General features: G+C 65.4%; 16 protein-coding genes. 10 read left to right on the top strand and 6 right to left on the bottom strand.

Annotation, left to right across the window (positions count from 1 at the left end; genetic code table 11):
• Positions 1-6 precede the first annotated feature (6 nt).
• The 6 genes from HXX15_RS05355 to HXX15_RS05380 form a co-directional block, all read right to left on the bottom strand.
• Positions 7-786, bottom strand: a complete 780-nt coding sequence (locus tag HXX15_RS05355; RefSeq protein ID WP_296513420.1) for an SDR family NAD(P)-dependent oxidoreductase — start codon at positions 784-786, stop codon at positions 7-9.
• Entirely contained in the window at positions 783-3,107 is a 2,325-nt protein-coding gene (locus HXX15_RS05360) for a bifunctional salicylyl-CoA 5-hydroxylase/oxidoreductase (protein ID WP_296513422.1), read from the bottom strand. Before HXX15_RS05360 ends, HXX15_RS05355 begins: the two co-directional genes overlap by 4 nt.
• A 191-nt stretch (positions 3,108-3,298) precedes the next feature.
• Positions 3,299-3,802 carry a MarR family transcriptional regulator gene (locus tag HXX15_RS05365; RefSeq protein WP_296513424.1) on the bottom strand — a complete coding sequence of 168 codons (504 nt, stop codon included), beginning with the start codon at positions 3,800-3,802 and terminating at the stop codon, positions 3,299-3,301.
• 114 nt (positions 3,803-3,916) lie between these two features.
• Positions 3,917-4,654 (bottom strand): ABC transporter ATP-binding protein, encoded by a 738-nt coding sequence (locus HXX15_RS05370; protein WP_296514853.1) that lies wholly within the window; start codon positions 4,652-4,654, stop codon positions 3,917-3,919.
• 8 nt (positions 4,655-4,662) lie between these two features.
• Positions 4,663-6,426 carry a branched-chain amino acid ABC transporter ATP-binding protein/permease gene (locus HXX15_RS05375; protein WP_296513426.1) on the bottom strand — a complete coding sequence of 588 codons (1,764 nt, stop codon included), beginning with the start codon at positions 6,424-6,426 and terminating at the stop codon, positions 4,663-4,665.
• Complete coding sequence (locus HXX15_RS05380) at positions 6,423-7,463, bottom strand: branched-chain amino acid ABC transporter permease (protein WP_296513430.1); 1,041 nt, start codon at positions 7,461-7,463, stop codon at positions 6,423-6,425. Before HXX15_RS05380 ends, HXX15_RS05375 begins: the two co-directional genes overlap by 4 nt.
• Before the next feature lie 259 nt (positions 7,464-7,722).
• Between HXX15_RS05380 and HXX15_RS05385 the strand changes: the two genes are divergently transcribed.
• From HXX15_RS05385 to HXX15_RS05430, 10 genes are read left to right on the top strand one after another with little or no spacing between them, the layout of a single operon-like run.
• The gene (locus tag HXX15_RS05385; RefSeq protein WP_296513432.1) at positions 7,723-9,879 is read left to right on the top strand and encodes an indolepyruvate ferredoxin oxidoreductase subunit alpha; all 2,157 of its coding nucleotides are present in this window, start codon (positions 7,723-7,725) and stop codon (positions 9,877-9,879) included.
• Between the two features lie 2 nt (positions 9,880-9,881).
• The gene (locus HXX15_RS05390) at positions 9,882-11,417 is read left to right on the top strand and encodes an indolepyruvate oxidoreductase subunit beta family protein (RefSeq protein WP_296513434.1); all 1,536 of its coding nucleotides are present in this window, start codon (positions 9,882-9,884) and stop codon (positions 11,415-11,417) included.
• A 12-nt stretch (positions 11,418-11,429) separates the two neighbouring features.
• Positions 11,430-12,398 carry a PDR/VanB family oxidoreductase gene (locus tag HXX15_RS05395; protein WP_296513437.1) on the top strand — a complete coding sequence of 323 codons (969 nt, stop codon included), beginning with the start codon at positions 11,430-11,432 and terminating at the stop codon, positions 12,396-12,398.
• A gap of 12 nt (positions 12,399-12,410) precedes the next feature.
• Positions 12,411-13,724 carry an aromatic ring-hydroxylating dioxygenase subunit alpha gene (locus tag HXX15_RS05400; protein WP_296513439.1) on the top strand — a complete coding sequence of 438 codons (1,314 nt, stop codon included), beginning with the start codon at positions 12,411-12,413 and terminating at the stop codon, positions 13,722-13,724.
• A gap of 3 nt (positions 13,725-13,727) precedes the next feature.
• A complete protein-coding gene (locus HXX15_RS05405) occupies positions 13,728-14,222 on the top strand; it encodes an aromatic-ring-hydroxylating dioxygenase subunit beta (protein ID WP_296513441.1) in 495 nt (164 codons plus the stop codon).
• A gap of 5 nt (positions 14,223-14,227) precedes the next feature.
• Complete coding sequence (locus HXX15_RS05410; RefSeq protein WP_296513444.1) at positions 14,228-15,871, top strand: AMP-binding protein; 1,644 nt, start codon at positions 14,228-14,230, stop codon at positions 15,869-15,871.
• Positions 15,868-17,046 (top strand): thiolase family protein, encoded by a 1,179-nt coding sequence (locus tag HXX15_RS05415; RefSeq protein WP_296513445.1) that lies wholly within the window; start codon positions 15,868-15,870, stop codon positions 17,044-17,046. The genes HXX15_RS05410 and HXX15_RS05415 overlap by 4 nt, the downstream gene beginning before the upstream one ends.
• Positions 17,043-18,287, top strand: coding sequence for an SDR family NAD(P)-dependent oxidoreductase (locus HXX15_RS05420; protein ID WP_296513447.1), 1,245 nt, complete (start codon positions 17,043-17,045; stop codon positions 18,285-18,287). The genes HXX15_RS05415 and HXX15_RS05420 overlap by 4 nt, the downstream gene beginning before the upstream one ends.
• 10 nt (positions 18,288-18,297) lie before the next feature.
• A complete protein-coding gene (locus tag HXX15_RS05425; protein WP_296513449.1) occupies positions 18,298-19,074 on the top strand; it encodes a cyclase family protein in 777 nt (258 codons plus the stop codon).
• Positions 19,071-19,802 (top strand): SDR family oxidoreductase, encoded by a 732-nt coding sequence (locus tag HXX15_RS05430; protein WP_296513451.1) that lies wholly within the window; start codon positions 19,071-19,073, stop codon positions 19,800-19,802. Before HXX15_RS05425 ends, HXX15_RS05430 begins: the two co-directional genes overlap by 4 nt.
• Positions 19,803-19,815: the final 13 nt, after the last annotated feature.

The following is a 19,815-nucleotide window of genomic DNA, read 5'->3' on the forward strand; positions in this document are numbered from 1 at the left end:
GTCGCTTCATCCCTTCATCGTTTCGCCGCCATCGATGGCGATCGCTTGTCCGGTGACCGCCGCAGCGCCCGGCGAAATCAGCCAGCGCACCGCTTCGGCAACCTCGGTCGGCTGCACCATGCGTCCCTGCGGATTGGCCTGCGCCAGTTCGGCGCGGGCATCGTCGGCCGAGCGGCCGGTCTTGCGCGCGATGGTGGCCACCGCCGCATCGATCAGCGGCGTCTCGGTGAAGCCCGGACAGACCGCGTTCACGGTGATGGCGGTCTTCGCCAGTTCCAGCGCCAGCGCCCGGGTCAGGCCGATCACGCCGTGCTTGGAGGCGCAATAGGCCGACACATAGGAATAGCCGGTGAGGCCCGCGGTGCTGGCGATATTCACCACCCGGCCGAACGGCTGCCGCCGCATCGACGGCAGCACCGCCTGCGTCACCAGAAAGGTGCCGGTCAGATTGGTGGTCATCACGCGGCTCCACAGCGCCAGATCGGTCTTCTCGAACGGCGCCGACGGCGCCTGCCCGGCGCAGTTCACCAGGATCGAAATCTCGCCGCCCTGCTCGATCGAGCGCGCAACGCCATTGCGTACCGAATCGGGATCACCGACGTCGAAATCGTCCAACACAAAGCCCTCGCCGCCGGCGGCTTGCACCTCATCGCGCACGCTTGTCAGCGGCGCCGAACGACGCCCCGCGAGCGAGATGCGCGCTCCGGTCGACGCCAGCATCAGCGCCACGGCGCGGCCAATGCCGCTGCCGGCGCCGGTGACGAAGGCGTGCAACGCTGCGCTCATCGCGCCTTCCCGGCGTCAGCCCCGGCGCGAACCAGATTGCTCTCGTATTGCGCCCGCGCCGACTGATACTGCTTTGGCCACTTCTGTCCCGGATAGCCGATCTTGGCCGCCTCATGCATCACGAACGCCGGATCGGCGAGATGCGGCCGCGCGATCGCGCACAGATCGGCGCGACCCGCCGCGATGATCGAATTGGCGTGATCGGCTTCCGAGATCGCGCCCACCGCGATCGTCGGCACCCGGATCTCGTTGCGGATCTTGTCGGAGAACGGCGTCTGGAACATCCGGCCGTAGACCGGATGTTCGCCCTTGACCACCTGGCCCGACGAACAGTCGATCAGATCGGCGCCTTCGCGCTTGAACAGCGCAGCGAAGATCGCGGCGTCCTCCGGCGTATTGCCGCCGTCGGACCAGTCATGCGCCGACAATCGCACCGAGATCGGCTTGCCGTCCGGCCACACCGCACGAATGGCGCGAAACACCTCGAGCGGAAAGCGCGCGCGGTTGTCGTGGCTGCCGCCATAGTCGTCGTCGCGCTGGTTGGTCAGCGGCGACAGGAAACTCGACAGCAGATAGCCGTGCGCGGCGTGCAGTTCGAGAATGTCGAAGCCGGCCGCGTCGGCAAGTTTGGTCGCGGCGACGAAATCGCCGATCACCCGATCCATGTCCTGCCGGGTCATCGCGCGGGGAATGTCGGAATGCGGCAGATAGGGAAGCGCCGACGCCGAGATCAGCGGCCATTTGCCGTCGCTCAATGGCTCGTCGATGCCTTCCCACGCCACCCGCGTCGCGCCCTTGCGTCCGGCATGGCCGAGCTGGATGCCGATCTTGGCCTCGGTCTGCCCGTGCACGAAATCGACGATGCGCTTCCAGGCCGCGGCTTGCGTCTCGTTCCACAGTCCGAGGCAGCCGGGAGTGATCCGGGCATCCGCCGAGACGCAGGTCATCTCGCCGAACACCAGTGCCGGGCCACCCATCGCGCGGGAGCCGAGGTGAACCAGGTGAAAGTCGTTCGGCACGCCGTCGACCGCCGAATACATCGCCATCGGCGACACCATGATGCGGTTCTGCAAGGTCAGCTCACGCACCTTGTAGGGCGTGAACATCGGCGGCGGCGCCGGCTCGTTCGATGCGACGCGGATTCCGGATCGTTCCGCGAACCAGCGCTCGTAGCCTTCAAGCCAGACTTTGTCGCGCAACCGCAAATTCTCGTGGCTGATGCGCTGCGAGCGCGTCAGCATCGAATACATGAATTGCTCCGGCTCCATGGTGTCGGCATAGCGCGCGCCGACCACCTCGAACCATTCCATGGCGTTGCGCGCGGCATTCTGGATCCGCGCCACGTCGACCCGGCGGATGTCCTCGTAAGCCTTGAGCACTGACGGGATATTGCCGGCGTCGTGGCCGGCGATATCGAACTGTCGCGTCAACTCGATGGCGTCGTCGATCGCCAGCTTGGTGCCGGAGCCAATTGCGAAATGCGCGGTATGGGCGCTGTCGCCGAGCAACACCACATGGCTGTGGCCGTTGAAGTGACTCCAGCTATTGCAGATCAGGCGATTGAAATTCAGCCAGGCCGAGCCTCTGAGATGCCCCGCATTGGTCATCAGCCTGTGGCCGTCGAGCGTCTCGGCGAACAGCCTCTCGCAGAATGCGACCGAGCCGTCCTGATCAAGTTCGCCCAGGCCGTGGGCCTGAAACGTCTCCTCCGTGGTCTCGACGATGAAGGTCGAGGTGGTGTCGTCGAATCGATAGATATGCGCCTGGAACCAGCCGTGCTCGGTCTTGCGGAAATCGAAGGTGAAAGCGTCGAATTTCTTGTCGGTGCCGAGCCAGATATAGCGGTTCGGCCGCGTCACCATGTCCGGCTTGAAGAACTCGGCGTATTTGTTGCGCAGCCGCGAATTGATGCCGTCGGCGGCGATGATCAGGTCGGCATCGGCGAACTCGCTGTCGTCGATGACGTCACGTCCGAACAACAGTTCGACGCCGAGTTCGAGACAGCGATCCTGCAGGATGTTGAGCATCCGCCGGCGGCCGATGCCGACGAAACCATGACCGCTGGTGCGGATGGTGCGGCCCTTGAAGATCAGCTCGATGTCGTCCCAGTGATTGAACGCGACCTCGATCGCCTCGGCGGTCGGCGGATCCCATTGCCGCATCGACACCATCGTCGCATCGGAAAACACCACGCCCCAGCCGAAGGTATCGAACGGCGCGTTGCGCTCAACGACGGTGATGCGGTGCTCCGGGTGACTGCGCTTCATTAGCAGCGCGAAGTACAAACCCGCTGGCCCGCCACCGATGCACACGATCCGCATCGCCTCGCTCCCTTCCTGCCAACCCTCGGCCCGAGCTTCGATCAGTCGGACGCCGCTATCATGATCTGAAACAAAAACAATTTCAAGCTTAAAACGTTTTGCCGCGACGATCCGGGTAGCACCGCAGCGGCGTCGAATTCAGCGTGTCGATTAGTAGCGACGCGGCGGTCAACACCGAGTGGCGCAACAGCTCAGCTTGCGCCGCGCAACGCGTCCCTCGCCGACTTCTTCAGCTTGCCCAGCTCGCGCATCAACAGGCTGCGGTCCTTGTCCGACAAGCCTGCGAACAGCGATCCTATCCATGCGCCGTGCTTGGCGGCCATCTTGCGAAACGCGGTGCGGCCGAACGGCGTCAGCGAGATGATCTGGACCCGCCGGTCGGTCGAAAGCGTGGTGCGCTTGACGTGACCGCTGTCGACCAGGCGCTCCACCAGCGCGGTGATGTTACCCGCCGACACCATCATGCGCTTGGAGACTTCGCCGAGCACCATGCCGCCGTCGGCCTTGTCGAGCTGCGCCAGAAGATCGAATCGCGGCAAGGTGAAATCGAATTCCTCGCGCAGCCGGCGGCGGATTTCGCTCTCGATCAGCGCCGAACAGGTCAGCAGCCGAAGCCACAGCCGCAATTCGTCGCCGTGATCCTCGGGCGCTTCCAGCACCTTGGTCTCGCCATCGATCCATTCCTCGGTGCTCACTCGACTGCTCCTCGTCTCATCGACCCGGCATCCACTTGAAGGCTAAACTAATGAGATCGCCGCCGGAAGTCCAAGGCAGCGCCGCCCCATAGGTCGTAAGTCGCATCATCCCGCTCATGACTCCGCCTTGGCCGCGCTGGAGACGCCGAGATAGGTCTCGATCACTTTGGCGTTGTTGGCGAGTTCGGCGGCGGAGCCCTGCAGCACGAACTCGCCGGCTTCCATCACGTAGCCGTAGTCGGAGATATTGATCGCCGCCCGCGCGTTCTGCTCGATCAGCAGCACCGAGACCCCGCGTGCGCGCAGCGATTTGATGATCTCGAAGATGTCGCGGACGATCAGTGGCGCAAGGCCGAGACTCGGCTCGTCGAGCATCAGCAGCTTCGGCCGCCCCATCAGCGCCCGGCCGATCGCCAGCATCTGGCGCTCGCCGCCGGACAGCGTGCCGGCCGGCTGCGCGCGACGCTCTTCCAGCCGGGGAAACAGCGCGAACACTTCGGCCAGCGATGCCTCCATGTCGCGCGCACCGGCGCGCCAGCGATCGAACGCGCCGAGCCGCAGATTGTCGTCGATCGACATCGGGGCGAACAGTTCGCGATTTTCCGGAATTAGGCCGAGCCCCAGCCGCACCAGCGCTTCGGTGCTGGGGGCAGGCTTGCGGGCGCGGCCGAAATAGGCGACCGGGCCCGAACAGGGCAACAATCCCATCAGCGCCGACAGCAAGGTCGACTTGCCGGCGCCATTGGGGCCGACGATGGTGACGATCTGGCCCTCGGCGATCTGCAGCGATACGCCCCTGACCGCGGCGATCTTGCCATAGGACACCGACAGGTCGCTGCACTCCAACAGCATCGCACTACTCACTGCGCTGCTCCCAGATAGGCCTCAAGAACGTGCGGATCCTTCTGCACCTCCTCGGGCTGGCCTTCGGCGATCTTGGTGCCGAACTGCATCACCACGACGCGGTCGGCGAGCCGCATCACGAAATCCATGTCGTGCTCGACCAGCAGAATCGCAATTCCCTCGTCGCGCAGCTTGCGCAGCAGCGCAGCCAGTTGCTGCTTTTCGCCATGGCGCAGCCCGGCGGCGGGCTCGTCCAGCAACAGCACCTGCGGATCGGCGGCAAGCGCGCGGGCGATCTCCAGCGCGCGCTGCTGTCCCAACGCCAGCGCGCCGGCTTCGGTCCAGAGTTGATCGCCAAGCCCAATCCGTTCGACTTCGTGTTTGGCCTGCGCCAACAACAATGCCTCTTCGGTTCGATCGAGCCGCAGCAGCGCCGAAAACAAACCGGCCTTGCCGCGGCGGTGGGCGCCGATCGCGACATTTTCCAGCACCGACATATCCGGCAGCAGCCGGACGTGCTGGAAGGTCCGATTGAGTCCGAGCCGCGAAATCGCACGCGAGCCGAGGCCGCGGATCGAGCTGCCTTTGAATTCGAAGTGGCCTTCGTCGGCGTCGAGCGTGCCGCTGACCAGATTGAAGAAGGTGCTCTTGCCGGCGCCGTTCGGCCCGATCAGCGCCAGGATTTCGCCGGCCCGCAGATCGAGGCTGACGTCGCGATTGGCGACCAGGCCGCCGAACGACTTCCGGGCCTGCCGCACGCTGAGCACCACCTCGCCGCGTGGCGCGCGCGGCCGCGTCGACAGCGGAGGGGCGTCGGCGACCGCGCGCGGACGAATGCCGGCGCGTCCGGTCAAGCGGCGAACCGCCGGGATCAGACCGTCGGGCGCAAGTTGAAACATCACGATGATGATGATGCCGAACACCGCGGTCTCGAAATTTCCGCCACTGCCTATCAGCGATGGCAAGAATCCTTGCAGCCATTGCTTCAGGAACGTCACCAGCCCGGCGCCGACCAGCGCGCCCCACAGGCTCGCGGCGCCGCCGACCACGGCCATGAACAGATATTCGATGCCCTGGGCGAGCGAGAACGGCGACGGATTCACGAAGCGCTGGAAATGCGCGTAGAGCCAACCGGACAGCGAGGCGAGCACGCAGGCGACGACGAAGATCTGCAGCTTCGACCCGCGGGTGTCGATGCCCATCGATTCGGCCATCGTCGCGCCGTCCTTCAACGCCCGGATGGCGCGGCCGACGCGCGAATCCAGCAGGTTCGAAAGCACCACCATCGCGACGATCAGAATGCACCACACCAGGATGAAGCTCGCCTGCGGCGTCCGGAATTCGAAGCCTGCAACGGATAGCCGCGGCAGGTCGGACAGCCCGGTCTGGCCGCCGGCAAACGGCAAGCCACCGAACAGGAAATACGCCGACAGTCCGAACGCGATGGTGGCCAGCGACAGATAATGCCCGGACAGTCCCACGGTGATCACCGCGCCCACATAGGACGAGACGATGCTGACCAGCAGCACCACCGGCAGCGTGGCCAGCGGCGGCCAATGCAGCGAGGTCGAAATCACCGCGCTGAGATAGGCGCCGAGCCCCACATAGGCAGCCTGGCCGAACGACGACAGCCCGCCCTGCCCGGTCAGCAGCACCAGCCCGAGCGAGACGATCGCCGCCAGCCCGATATAGGTCAGAATCGTGAGGTAATAGGGCAGCAACAGCAGCGCCGCCGCGACGCAGGCGAGGCCGAGTGCCGCAAATGGCAGCAACCGCCTCAATGGTCTTCCTCCGGGGTTCCGCGCCGCCGCATCGAACGCCACAGCAGCACCGGGATGATCAGGGTGAAGACGATGGTCTCCTTGTACTGGCTGGCGTAGAACGCCGAGAAGCTCTCCATCAATCCGACCGCGAGCGCGCCCAGTGCCGCGAGCGGATAGCTGACGAAGCCGCCGATCACCGCAGCGACGAACCCCTTCAGACCGAGCACGAAGCCGGTGTCGTAGTAGATCGTCGTGACCGAGGAGACCAGCACGCCACAGACCGCGCCGATGAAGGCGGAGGCCGCGAACGCCACCGATCCCGCCATCGTCGACGACACCCCCATCAACCGCGCGCCGAGCGGATTGATCGCGGCGGCGCGCAGCGCCTTGCCGTACAGCGTGCGTTCCGAGAACAGGAACAGGCCGAGTATCAGCACTGCCGCGGCGAGATAGATCGCCAGCGATTGCGCCGGGACCGGCAGCGACCCGATCGAGAACGACAGGTCCAGCAACGGTTCGGTCCGCGCGCCGCCGGGACCGAAGAAGAACAGGCCGAATTCGACCAGCACCAGATGCAACGCCATCGACACGATCAGCAGCACCAGCGTCGAGCTCTTCGCCAGCGGCTGATAGACGATCGCGTAGATCAGCGGGCCGTTGGCGGTGACCAATGCAATCGCCAGCAGCGCATCGACCGCCGCGGGCAGCACGTAGGGCGCGCTGGCGAACACGACCACGGCGACGAGCAGCGGAAGCAGCGCCGATTTCAGCGCTTCCAGCAGGCTGTGCCGGAGATTGCCTTCGGCGATGCCGCGCAGCAGCCGCGCCCCGACCATTACCGAAACCAGCGCCAGGGTGAATCCGACGGTGCCCGGAAGCTTGCCTTCCCGCAATGCCGCGTAGGTCAACGCGGCGTAGGAGACGAACTCGCCCTGCGGAATGAAGATGATCCGCGTCACCGAGAACACCAGCAGGATCGCCACCGCGAGCAGGCAATAGATCGCCCCGTTGGTAATCCCTTCCTGGATCAGGTAGCTGGCGACGAAGGAGTTCAAATCATCCCCGCGAAAGTTACTTTAGGGCTAAAGTATTTTCAAATTCCGCCGCTGTCAACCGTGGCGGCGGCGCGGCGCCGACCATGTTTGTCGCAGCTTTTGCCCATTGGCTGAGCGCGATGATACGCCATTGGGCAATCGCAACATCACGACCAAAAGATCGGCGTTGACAGAAATTATTTTATGTATGAAATTTATTGCGTCGGTCGGCGCGAACGCCCTTCACGGCATTCTCGGGCACGGAGTTCGGAGAGACAAGATGGCTGAGAGGTCCTTTGCCAAGGAAGTGTTGGACCTCCGGCTCGGCGCGGGCGACGAATTCCGTGGCGAAGGCATTCTCGCCATCACCAAGGCCTTGCTGCAATCCGGCGTCGGCTATGTCGGCGGCTATCAAGGCTCGCCGATCTCGCATCTGATGGACGTGCTGGCCGACGCGCAAGATATCCTGTCCGAACTCGGCGTCTATTTCGAGGCCTCGGCTTCCGAAGCCGCCGCGGGCGCGATGCTGTCGGCCTCGGTGATGTATCCGATCCGCGGCGCGGTGACCTGGAAATCGACGGTCGGCACCAACGTCGCCTCCGACGCGCTGGCCAATCTGGCGTCCGGCGGCGTCACCGGCGGCGCGCTGATCATCGTTGGCGAGGATTACGGCGAAGGTTCCTCGATCATGCAGGAACGCAGCCACGCCTTCGCGATGAAATCGCAGATCTGGCTGCTCGATCCCCGTCCCAATCTGGAGAGCATCGTCAAGGCGGTCGAGGACGGCTTCGAACTGTCCGAGGCCTCCAACACGCCGGTGATGCTCGAAGTCCGGGTCAGATCCTGCCACGTTCACGGCCGCTTCGCCGCCAAGGACAACAAGTCGCCGCCGTTTACGCTGGCGCAAGCCTTGGAACATCCGGTGCGCGACACCGACCGCATCGTATTGCCGCCGGCGTCGTTCCTGCACGAAAAGGAAAAGATCGAGCGGCGCTGGCCCGCGGCGGTGCAATTCATCAAGGAGCGCAAACTCAACGAGGTGTTCGAGGGCGACATCGACGACGTCGGCATCATCCTGCAAGGCGGCATGTACAATAGCGTGATGCGGGCGCTGCAGGGGCTCGACCTCGCCGACGTCTGGGGCCGGACGCGGGTTCCGCTCTACGTCATGAACGTCACCTATCCGTTGATCGACGACGAACTGACCGCGTTCTGCGCCAGCAAGCGAGCGGTGTTGATGGTCGAGGAAGGTCAGCCCGATTATATCGAGCAGGCGTTGCACAAGATCCTGCGCAAGGCCGACATCGCGGCCAAGATCTACGGCAAGGGACCGCTGCCGCTGGCCGGCGAATACACCGTGCCGGTGCTGCGCGGCGCGATCCGTTCGTTCCTGGTCAGCGAACGACACCCCGCGCTACCCGACCGTCTGCGCGCGCCCAATGAGGCCGCTGCATTGTCGGACGACCAGATTCAGGCACTCGGCGCCGCGGTGCCGGCGCGGCCGGCCGGATTCTGTACCGGCTGTCCGGAACGGCCGATCTTCGCGGCGATGAAACTGGTCGAGAAAGAACTCGGTCCGCATCACGTCGCCGCCGACATCGGCTGCCATCTGTTTTCGATCCTGCCACCGTTCAATATCGGCGCCACCACGATGGGTTACGGGCTCGGCCCCGCCTCGGCCTCGGCGTTCAACGTCCGGGCCGGCAAGCGCTCGATCAGCGTGATGGGCGACGGCGGCTTCTGGCACAACGGCCTGACGAGCGGGATCGGCAACGCGGTGTTCAACAAGCACAATGGCGTGGTGCTGATCGTCGACAATTACTACGCCTCCGCGACGGGCGGCCAGGACCTGCTGTCGTCGCGCGCCGACAACCGCTCGCGCTCGACCCAGCATCCGATCGCCGCGGCGGTCAGAGGCATCGGCGCCACATGGGTCCGGCAGATCGACCGCACCTACGACGTCGCCTTAATGCGGGACACGCTGAAGGAGGCGCTGACCACCGAGGAGAAAGGTCCCAAGATCATCATCGCGTCGTCCGAATGCATGCTGAACCAGCAGCGGCGGACGCGGCCATTGTTCGCCAAGGCCGTGAAGGCCGGCGAGCGCATGGTCAAGGAGCGATTCGGCGTCGACGACGACGTCTGCACCGGCGACCACGCCTGCATCCGGCTGTCCGGCTGTCCGTCGCTGTCGATCAAGTACACTGACGATCCGCTGAAGGACGATCCAGTCGCCGCGGTCGACAATTCTTGCGTCGGCTGCGGCAATTGCGGCGAGGTCGCCGAGGCGGCGGTGTTGTGTCCGTCGTTCTACCGCGCCGACATCATCCACAATCCTGGCGGGTTCGAGCAATGGATCGCGCGGCTGCGGCTGTCGGTCATCGGCCTTTTGCAGCAAAGGCGCGAACGCCGCCGCCCGATGTTTGCGTCGACATGAACATGATCGCGCAAGTCCCGCAGCTCGACACCGTGAAGCCGATCACCATCGCCGTCTTGGCGATGGGCGGGCAAGGCGGCGGCGTGCTGGTGGACTGGATCGTGGCGCTGGCCGAAAGCCAGGGCTGGATCGCGCAGTCGACCTCGGTGCCCGGCGTCGCGCAACGCACCGGGGCGACGATCTATTCAATCGAACTAATCGCCGCGCGCGCCGGCATGCCCTACCCGGTTCTGTCGCTGATGCCGGTGCCGGGCGAGGTCGATATCGTGCTCGGCGCCGAATTGATGGAGGCCGGGCGCGCGATCCAGCGCGGGTTGGTGACGCCGGAACGCACCACGTTATTGGCCTCGTCGCATCGCTCCTACGCGGTGCGGGAAAAGCAGGTCCCGGGCAACGGCATCGGAGCAGCCGCGGCGGTCTATCAGGCCGCGGGTGCTGCGGCGAAGCGCTTCATCGTGTTCGACATGGCGGCGATCGCCGACGCCACCGGCAGTGCGATTTCGGCGGTGATGTTCGGCGCACTGGCCGGCAGCGGCGCGCTGCCATTTCCGAGGTCGGCTTACGAGGAAACGATCCGCGCCGCCGGTGTCGGCGTCGAGCCGAGCCTGCGGGCATTCCGTGAGGGTTTTGACGGCGCTGGCGAGCCCGGCCAGACCCGATCGCCCCCGCTCGCTCCCAATGCCACGCCCGACAAGCGTTTTCCGGAATTGGCGCCGGTGGGGCACCCGGGCTACGACGCGCTGGTGCAGCGAGCCCGCGCGATCTTTCCCGGCGAGTTGCACGGCATGCTCGCCGCCGGGCTGCAGCGCGTGGTCGACTACCAGGACATCGGTTACGGCGCCGAATATCTCGATCTGGTGGCGTCGTTCGAATCGTTCGGCTCGCTGGCGCTGACCGGCGCCGCGGCGAAATATATCGCGGTGGCGATGGCCTATGACGACGTCATCCGGGTCGCGGATCTGAAAACCCGGAGCACGCGAGTCGAGCGGATCCGGCGCGAGATCCTGGCGAAGCCGGAGCAATTGGTGCAGCTCACCGAATACATGCATCCGCGCGCCGAGGAAGTCGTCGGGGTGCTGCCGGCCGCGCTCGGGCGCTGGCTCGAGGCCAGGCCGCGCGCCATCGCGGCGATCGACCGGATCGTCAATCGCGGCCGTCGGGTACGCACCGACACGCTGCGCTGGTTTCTCGCACTCTCTGTCATTGCCGGCCTGCGGCGCTTCCGCCGCGGCATGTGGCGTCACGCGCAGGAGATAGAACATCGCGACGCCTGGCTGGCGGCAGCGCGCGCCGCCGCGGCTATCGATCCGACGCTGGCAGTGGAAATTCTTCAGGCTCGCCGCCTGGTCAAGGGATATTCCGACACCCACGCGCGCGGACAGTCGAAATTCGACAAGGTGATGGCGGCGGCGATCCGCCTGCAAGGCCGACCCGATGCCGCGCAATGGGTGCAGCGGCTGTGCCGCGCCGCCCTGGCGGACGAGGATGGCACCGCGCTCGATGGCGCGCTGGCGACGATCGAGAGTTTCCTGAGATGAGCGGCACAGCGCATGGTTGAGAGCAACGAACTCGATCTGACGGTCACGGAGGTCCGCACGGAAACGCCGGCAATCCGCAGCATCACGCTGGCGCGCGCCGATGGCGCGCCACTGCCGTCCTGGGAGGCCGGCGCCCATATCAATATCGTACTACGGTCGGGCGAGCGGCGCAGCTATTCGCTGGTCAATCCCTCCGGCGCCCCCGCCGCCACCGAACATCCGCTTCACTACCGGCTCGGCGTGCGGCTGGAAAATCCGAGCCAGGGCGGCTCCGCCTTCATGCACGGTCTCAAGGTCGGCGACACGATCAAGGCGACGCCGCCGACCAACAATTTCCCGCTCCGGCGGGGCGGCGACGTCGTCCTGCTCGCCGGCGGCATCGGCATCACCCCGATCCTGTCGATGGCGGCGGCGCTGACAGCGCGGCGGCAGCCGTTCCGCTTGATCTATGCCGCGCGCAGCCGGGATCAGCTGGCGTTTCTCGACGAGGTCCAGAACCTCGCCGGCGACAAGCTGACGCTGCACACCGACGACGACGCGGGCCTGTTCAATGTCGATGCGTTGATGCGATCGCTGACCGGCGACGAACAGCTCTATGTCTGCGGGCCCGGACCGATGATCGATGCCGCGATCGCCGCGGCGAAGACGCTGGGGTGGCGCGACGGCCGGCTCTGGTTCGAGATTTTTTCCGCCAGTGCCGCAAAGCCGGGCGACGCCGCATTCGAGGTGGTGCTGGCCTCGACCGGCGCAAGCTACCTTGTCCCGGCGGACAAGACCATCCTGGCGGCGCTGCTGGAGGCGGGGGTCGATGCGATGTACGATTGCCAGCGCGGCGAATGCGGGATCTGCCAGGTCGGCGTGATCGAGGGTACGCCGGATCACCGCGACTACATTCTTTCGGATTCGGAAAAGAGCGCCGGCAAGTTGATTCAGATCTGCGTGTCGCGCTCGAAGTCACCGCGTCTCGTTCTAGATCTTTGATAGGAGCTTTCAATGGTCGAATACCGTGGCAACGTCGAAGCGATCAAATCGCTGGTCCGGGAGACTGAAGTCCACCGCGACGTCTATGTCAGCGACGAGATCTTTCAGCTGGAGATGGAGAACGTCTTCGCCAACACCTGGGTCTATGTCGGCCACGACAGCCAGATTCCCAACGCCGGGGACTATTTCGGCACCACCATCGGCACCCAGCCGGTGCTGATGGTGCGGCACACCGACGGCAAGGTCCATGTGCTGTTCAACCGCTGTCCGCACAAGGGCACCCGAATCACCACCGAAGGCTGCGGCAACACTGGCAAATTCTTTCGATGCCCCTATCACGCCTGGAGCTTCAAGACCGACGGCTCGCTGCTCGCGATCCCGTTGAAGAAGGGCTACGAGAACACCGGGTTCGAACAGAGTCATGCCGGCAAGGGCATGAGCGCGGTGAAGCACGTGCACAACTATCGCGGCTTCGTGTTCGCCAAGCTCAACGACGCCGGTCCTGAATTCGAGGAGTTCTTTTCCGAAAGCCTGTCCAGTCTCGACAACATGATCGACCGTTCGCCGGCCGGCCGGCTTGAGGTCGCCGGCGGCGTGCTGCGCTACATGCATAATTGCAATTGGAAGATGCTGGTCGAGAACCAGACCGACACCTGCCATCCGATGGTGGCGCATGAATCCTCCGCCGGCACCGCGGTCGATGTCTGGAAGAACGCCCCGCCCGGCAGCAAGAAGCCGATGGCGGTGGAAATCTTCGTGCCGTTCATGTCGCCCTACGAGTTCTTCGAAAACATGGGGATCCGGGTCTGGCCCAACGGCCATGGCCACACCGGCGTGCATCATTCGATTCACTCCGACTATTCCGTCGTCCCCGGTTATTTCGAGCAGATGACGGCGGCCTACGGCGAAGCCCGCGCCAAGGCGATCCTCGACGAGAACCGCCACAACACGGTGTATTTCCCCAACATCATGATCAAGGGCCCGATCCAGCTGCTTCGGGTGTTCCGGCCGATTTCGGCGAACAAGACGCTGGTCGAGAGCTGGACCTTCCGACTGGTCGACGCGCCGGATCTGCTGCTGGAACGCACGCTGATGTACAACCGGCTGATCAACGCGCCAACCTCGGTGGTCGGCCATGACGATCTGGAAATGTACGAGCGCGCGCAGGAAGGTCTGCATGTCGACGCCAACCCCTGGGTCAACATCCAGCGGCTGTACGATCCCGGCGAGGTCGCCGACACCATCGCGGTGACCAACGGCACCACGGAATGGCAGATGCGCAATCAATTCCGCGCCTGGTCGAAATTCATGACGATGACGATGTGACCCATGAGTGAAATCAGCAACGCACCGACCGAACAGGACATCATCAGCTTCGTGATCCGCGAGGCGCGGATGATCGACCAGCATCGCTTCGAGGAATGGCTCGAGCTGTTCGCCGACGACGGCTATTACTGGATGCCGCTGGAATGGGGCCAGACCGAGGCGCGGCTGACAACTTCGCTGATGTATGAAGACAAGCTGCTGCTGAAGATCCGCGTCGAGCGACTGAAGGGCAACCGCACCTTCAGCCAGAAGCCGAAGAGCCGCTGCCATCATGTGCTGCAGACCCCGCAGATCGACAAGTTTGATCACGACGCCAACGAATATGTCACCTGGACCCCGATGCATTACGTCGAGACCCGGCTCGACGAGCAAACGCTCTACGCGGCGTGGGCGACGCACACGCTGGCGATGGTCGACGGCGCGCTCAAGATCAAGCTGAAGCGCGTCGATATCGTCAATTGCGACGCCGCATTCGGCAACATCCAGTTGTTCATGTGACGATGATGCAGCTTCCGCCGACGGCCCCGAACACGGTCTACGAAGCGCTGTGCCGCACCGCGCAGCGCTACCCGGAGCGGTCGTTTCTCGCCGTGCTACCGGAGACCGCCGCGCTCTATGGCATCGCGGCCGGCGAGATCAGCTACGCCACGTTGCTACGCGAGGTGGACGCGCTGCGCGACGTTTATCAGGCCCGCGGTTACGGCCACGGACACCGTGTCGGCATCCTGCTGGAAAACCGGCCGGCGTTCTTCCGACACTGGCTGGCGCTGAACGGGCTCGGCGTCGCGCTGGTGCCGATCAATCCCGACATGCGCTCCGCCGAGCTGGAATATCTGATCGGGCATTCCGAGATCGTCGCCGCGGTCGCTATCGAATCCCGACATCGGGGCATCACCACCGCGGCGCAGGCCGCGAACCGTGTGCTGCCGGTGTTCGGCCCTGACGATCCGGTGCAAGCGATCACGACTCTCCCGCCGAAAACAGGCGTCCCGGATCGCGACAGCGAATGCGCGCTGCTCTACACCTCGGGCACCACCGGCCGGCCGAAAGGCTGCATACTGCCGAACGAATATTATCTCTACGCCGGCCACTGGTACGCCCATGTCGGCGGGCTGATCCCATTGCGCGACGGCGACGAGCGGATGCTGACGCCGCTGCCGGTATTTCACATGAACGCGATGGCCTATTCGGCGATGGCGATGCTGCTGACCGGCGGCTGCCTGATCGTGCTGGATCGCTTTCATCCGAAATCGTGGTGGGCGAGCGTACGCGACAGCCGCGCCACCGTGGTGCATTACCTCGGCGTGATGCCGCCGATGCTGATGGGCGCGCCGGCCGATCCCAGCGACACCGAACACAATGTCCGTTTTGGCTTCGGCGCCGGAGTCGATCGCGCGCTGCATGCACCGTTCGAACAGCGCTTCGGCTTTCCGCTGATCGAGGCCTGGGCGATGACCGAGACCGGCGCCGGCGCGGTGATCATCGCCTCAACGGAACCGCGTCACGTCGGCAGCAATTGCTTCGGACGGCCCGACGCGGAGCTCGCGACCCGCATCGTCAACGACAGCGGCGCCGAAGCCGGCGTCGGCGAGCCCGGCGAACTGCTGGTCCGCCACGCCGGCGACGCGCCGCGCTACGGCTTCTTCCGCGGCTATCTGAAGGACGAGGAGGCGACCGCGGCGGCCTGGCAGGACGGATGGTTTCACACCGGCGATGTGGTCCGCCGCGAAGCCGATGGATCGATGCATTTCGTCGACCGCAAGAAGAACGTCATCCGCCGCTCCGGCGAGAACATTTCCGCGGTCGAGGTCGAGAGCGTGCTGCAGCAGCACCCCGCGGTGAAGCAGGTCGCGGTGGCCGCCACGCCGGATTCGGTGCGCGGCGATGAAGTGTTTGCCTGCGTGGTCGCGCACCATCAGCCCGCGGCGCCGGAGGAAGCGCAGCGGCTCGCATCCGATCTGGTCGCCTGGTGTCTCGCGCGGCTGGCCTATTACAAGGCGCCCGGCTTCGTCGCTTTCGTTGCCGCGCTGCCGCTGACCTCGACGCAGAAGATCCAGCGCGGCCAGCTCAAGGAGCAGGTGGCCGCCACGGTCGCCGGCAAGGACGCGATCGACACAAGGCATCTCAAGAAGCGGGTCGCGGCATGAGCGGCGCGAAGCGGCGGCAGTCCTATGACGGCGTCGTCGCCTGCGTGCCGGTGACCATTCCCTATCGTCGCTATTCGATCAACAGCGCGCATTGGTGGATCGGCCGGGCGCTGCGCGAACTGGTCCGGCAAACCGGATTGCGCCCGACCGATCTCGACGGCTTGTCGCTGTCGAGCTTCACCGTCGGCCCGGATACCGCGATCGGTATCACCCAGCATATGGGGCTGTCGCCGCGCTGGCTCGATCACGTGCCGTTCGGCGGCGCCAGCGGCGTGGTGGCGCTGCGCCGCGCCGCGCGGGCGGTGCAGGCCGGCGACGCCGACCTGGTCGCCTGCGTCGCCGCCGACACCAACCATGTCGATTCGTTCCGCCGCACGCTGTCGACGTTCTCCCGCTTCGCGCAGGACGCGGTGTATCCCTACGGCTCCGGCGGCCCCAATGCCTCGTTCGCGCTGATCACCCGGCATTACATGAAGCGCTACGGCGCCACCCGCGAGGATTTCGGCAAGCTCTGTGTCGCGCAGCGCGCCAATGCGCGCAGCTTCCCGCATGCGCTGATGAAATCCGAGCTGACGCTCGACGCCTACATGGCGGCGCGGCCGATCGCCGATCCGATCCATCTGTTCGACTGCGTGATGCCTTGTGCCGGCGCCGAGGCGTTTCTGGTCTGTCGCGAGGACACCGCGCGATCGCTCGGCGTGACCGGCGTGCGCGTGCTCTCCACCATCGAGCGACACAACGCCTATCCGGAGGATGCCATCCAGCTTCGTGGCGGCTGGGCGGTCGACAAGCACGAACTCTGGGACATGGCGGGCGTCGGCCCGGACGACATCAACTTCGTGCAGACCTATGACGATTATCCGGTGATCTCGATGATGCAGTTCGAGGATCTCGGCTTCTGCGGCAAGGGCGAGGCCGCCGAATTCGTCCGCGCGCAAAGCTTCACCCACGACGGTTCGTTTCCGCACAACACATCGGGCGGACAGCTGTCGGGCGGGCAGGCCGGTGCGGCGGGCGGCTATCTCGGCCTGGTCGAGGCGATCCGGCAGCTCACCCACAGCGCGCTCGGCGCGCAGGTGCCGGAGGCGAAGATCGGACTGGTCTCGGGATTCGGCATGATCAACTACGACCGCGGGCTGGCCTCCGGCGCCGCAATACTCGCAGGCCCCGCATGACCGAACCCTTGTCACGCCCCAGGCGCAAGAATCCGCTGAAGAAGACGCAGGCGCCGCTGACGCCGCAGGGCGTCCGCAGCCGGACCGCTCATGGCCTGACCGCCGCGGCCGCGGAAGGCCGCTTCGAATTGCAGGTCTGCGCCGATTGCGCCGCGGTGATCTATCCGCCGCGCGACGCCTGCCCGGCCTGTCTGTCGGCACGGCTTCCGTTCAAGGCAGTCGATCCGAACGGAGAACTGGTCGCCGAAACCACGGTGCGGATTTCCACCGATCCGTATTTTCGCGAGCGAACGCCGTGGCGGATCGGCTCGGTGAAGCTCGATTGCGGCCCGGTGCTGGTGGCGCATCTGCACGGCGACACCATCGAAGGCGGCCGGGTCAGGCTGGCGCTGCAGCTCGACCGCAGCGGCGCGCCGGTGCTGATCGCGATGCCGGCACGGGATGTTCCGAACATGGCCGAGGATGTTCAATTGCGCGAGATGACCTGCGACCCGAAATTTCGCCGCGTGCTGATCACCGACGGCCGCACGCAGGTCGGCCAGGCGATGGCGAAGGCATTCTCCGCGGCCGGCGCGTCGATCGTCTTCGTCGGCATCGCCGACGCCTGGAAGCCGTTCCCGGGTGACGCGGCGTTGAAAGCCATCGAACGGGTGGAGATCGTGCCGCTCGACATCACCGACACTGAATCGGTCACCGAATTGGCCGAGCAGAATGGCGGCCGCATCGATATCATCGTCAACACCGCAGAATACACCCGCCCTGGCGGCATCGTCGAGCGCCGCGGGCTGGTGGTAGCGCGGCAGGAAATGGACGTGCGCTATTTCGGGCTGATGCGGCTGGCGCAGGCGTTCGGTCCGGCGCTGCGGTTTCGCGGCGCCGACGGCGTCAACTCCGCGACCGCCTTCGTCAATCTGCTGTCGGTGCACGCGCTGATGAACTGGCCGGCCTTTGGCGCGCATTCGGCGACCGAGGCCGCCTGTCTGTCGGCGTCGCAGGCGATGCGCGCCGAGCTGCGGCCCGGCGGCGTCAAGGTGGTGAACCTGTTTTTCGGCCCGACCGAGACCGAATGGTTCCAGAGCGTGCCGCCGCCGAAGGTGACGCCGGCGGCGATCGCGAAGGCGACGATCGATGCGCTGACCCGTGGCCTGGAAGACGTCTTCGTTGGCGATGTCGCCGAAGATGTCCGCGAGCGGCTCGCCGCGAACCCGAAGGCGCTGGAGCGGGAGCTTGCCGGATCATGAGGACCACAACATGAGCGTTGACCTTGCATTGTTCGCCGCCTCGATCGCGTCCGGCGCGATTACGATCGTCGATCTCACCCAGACGCTGACGCCGGATTTCCCGATCATCACGCTGCCGCCGGAAATGGGGCAATGCGCGCCGTTCCGGCTCGAGGAAGTGTCGCGCTACGACGAACGCGGCCCGGCCTGGTACTGGAACAATTTCAGCGTGGGCGAGCATACCGGCACGCATTTCGACGCGCCGATCCACTGGATTTCCGGCAAGGACCTGCCCGACAATGCGGTCGATACGATCCCGGCGCAAAAATTCATCGCGCCGGCCGCGGTGATCGACTGCTCGCAGGAGGCCGCGGCCGATCCGGACTTCGTCCTCACTGTCGCGTTCCTGGAGAATTGGGAATCGAAGCACGGCCGGGTCGAGGCCGGAAGCTGGGTGTTGCTACGCACCGACTGGTCGAAGAAATCCTATGCCGACTATGCCGGGCTGCGCGAGGACGGCGCCCATACGCCCGGCCCCGCGCCCGAGGCGGTGAAATGGCTGGTCGAGCAGCGTGACGTCCACGGCTTCGGCACCGAAACCATCGGCACCGATGCCGGCCAGGCGCATCATTTCAATCCGCCCTATCCGGCGCATTTCTATATGCACGGCAAGGGCCGCTACGGCCTGCAATGTCTGACCAATCTCGACCTGCTGCCGCCGAAGGGCGCGGTGATCGTGGCCGCCCCGCTGAAGATCAAGCAGGGCTCCGGCAGTCCGCTGCGCGTGCTGGCGCTGGTGGCGAAATGACGGAACGCAACATCGCCGTCGTCACCGGCGGCTCGACCGGGATCGGCGCGGAGATCTGTCGGCAGATGCTGGCGGCGGACTATCAGGTGATCTCGCTGGCGCGGCGCAAGCCGGACTGGTCGCATCCGCAACTGACCGCCATCGAGGTCGACCTGCTCGACAACGCCGCGACGGTCGAGGCCGCCGCGGAGATTGCCGCGCGCTGGCCGGTCAGCCATCTGATCCACAATGCCGGCGCGATCCGCGCGGCGCTGTTGCCCGACGTCAAGATCGACGACCTCAATGCGCTGACGCAGCTGCACCTTGGCGCTGCGATCGCGCTGGCGCAGGCCGCGCTGCCCGGAATGCGCGCCCGCAAATTCGGCCGGATCATCCTGATGTCGTCGCGCGGTGCGTTGGGACTGGCGACGCGATCGGCCTATGCGGCCACCAAGGCCGGCATGATCGGGCTGGCGCGGACGTGGGCGCTGGAACTGGCGGCCGATGGCATCACGGTGAACGTGGTAGCCCCCGGGCCGATCGCCGACACCGAGATGTTCCGCGAGGTAATTCCGGAGAACAGCGAACGCGAACAAAAACTCGCCGCCGCGATTCCGGTCGGACGACTCGGCCGCAGCGACGACGTGGCGCGCGCGGTGATGTTCTTCGCCGATCCGCAGAACGGATTCGTGACCGGCCAGACTTTGTACGTGTGCGGTGGTGCGAGCGTCGGCACCATCGTGATCTAGCAGATGCTTTCAG

The sequence above is a fragment of the Rhodopseudomonas sp. genome (assembly GCF_013377015.1).
GTDB lineage: Bacteria > Pseudomonadota > Alphaproteobacteria > Rhizobiales > Xanthobacteraceae > JARJEH01.

Bases quoted from the DNA above. Each gene is read 5' to 3' on its own strand.
- HXX15_RS05355 (WP_296513420.1), bottom strand. From the start codon at position 786: ATGAGCGCAGCGTTGCACGCCTTCGTCACCGGCGCCGGCAGCGGCATT.
- HXX15_RS05360 (WP_296513422.1), bottom strand. From the start codon at position 3,107: ATGCGGATCGTGTGCATCGGTGGCGGGCCAGCGGGTTTGTACTTCGCG.
- HXX15_RS05370 (WP_296514853.1), bottom strand. From the start codon at position 4,654: ATGCTGTTGGAGTGCAGCGACCTGTCGGTGTCCTATGGCAAGATCGCC.
- HXX15_RS05385 (WP_296513432.1), top strand. From the start codon at position 7,723: ATGGCTGAGAGGTCCTTTGCCAAGGAAGTGTTGGACCTCCGGCTCGGC.
- HXX15_RS05390 (WP_296513434.1), top strand. From the start codon at position 9,882: ATGATCGCGCAAGTCCCGCAGCTCGACACCGTGAAGCCGATCACCATC.
- HXX15_RS05395 (WP_296513437.1), top strand. From the start codon at position 11,430: ATGGTTGAGAGCAACGAACTCGATCTGACGGTCACGGAGGTCCGCACG.
- HXX15_RS05400 (WP_296513439.1), top strand. From the start codon at position 12,411: ATGGTCGAATACCGTGGCAACGTCGAAGCGATCAAATCGCTGGTCCGG.
- HXX15_RS05405 (WP_296513441.1), top strand. From the start codon at position 13,728: ATGAGTGAAATCAGCAACGCACCGACCGAACAGGACATCATCAGCTTC.
- HXX15_RS05410 (WP_296513444.1), top strand. From the start codon at position 14,228: ATGCAGCTTCCGCCGACGGCCCCGAACACGGTCTACGAAGCGCTGTGC.
- HXX15_RS05415 (WP_296513445.1), top strand. From the start codon at position 15,868: ATGAGCGGCGCGAAGCGGCGGCAGTCCTATGACGGCGTCGTCGCCTGC.
- HXX15_RS05420 (WP_296513447.1), top strand. From the start codon at position 17,043: ATGACCGAACCCTTGTCACGCCCCAGGCGCAAGAATCCGCTGAAGAAG.
- HXX15_RS05425 (WP_296513449.1), top strand. From the start codon at position 18,298: ATGAGCGTTGACCTTGCATTGTTCGCCGCCTCGATCGCGTCCGGCGCG.
- HXX15_RS05430 (WP_296513451.1), top strand. From the start codon at position 19,071: ATGACGGAACGCAACATCGCCGTCGTCACCGGCGGCTCGACCGGGATC.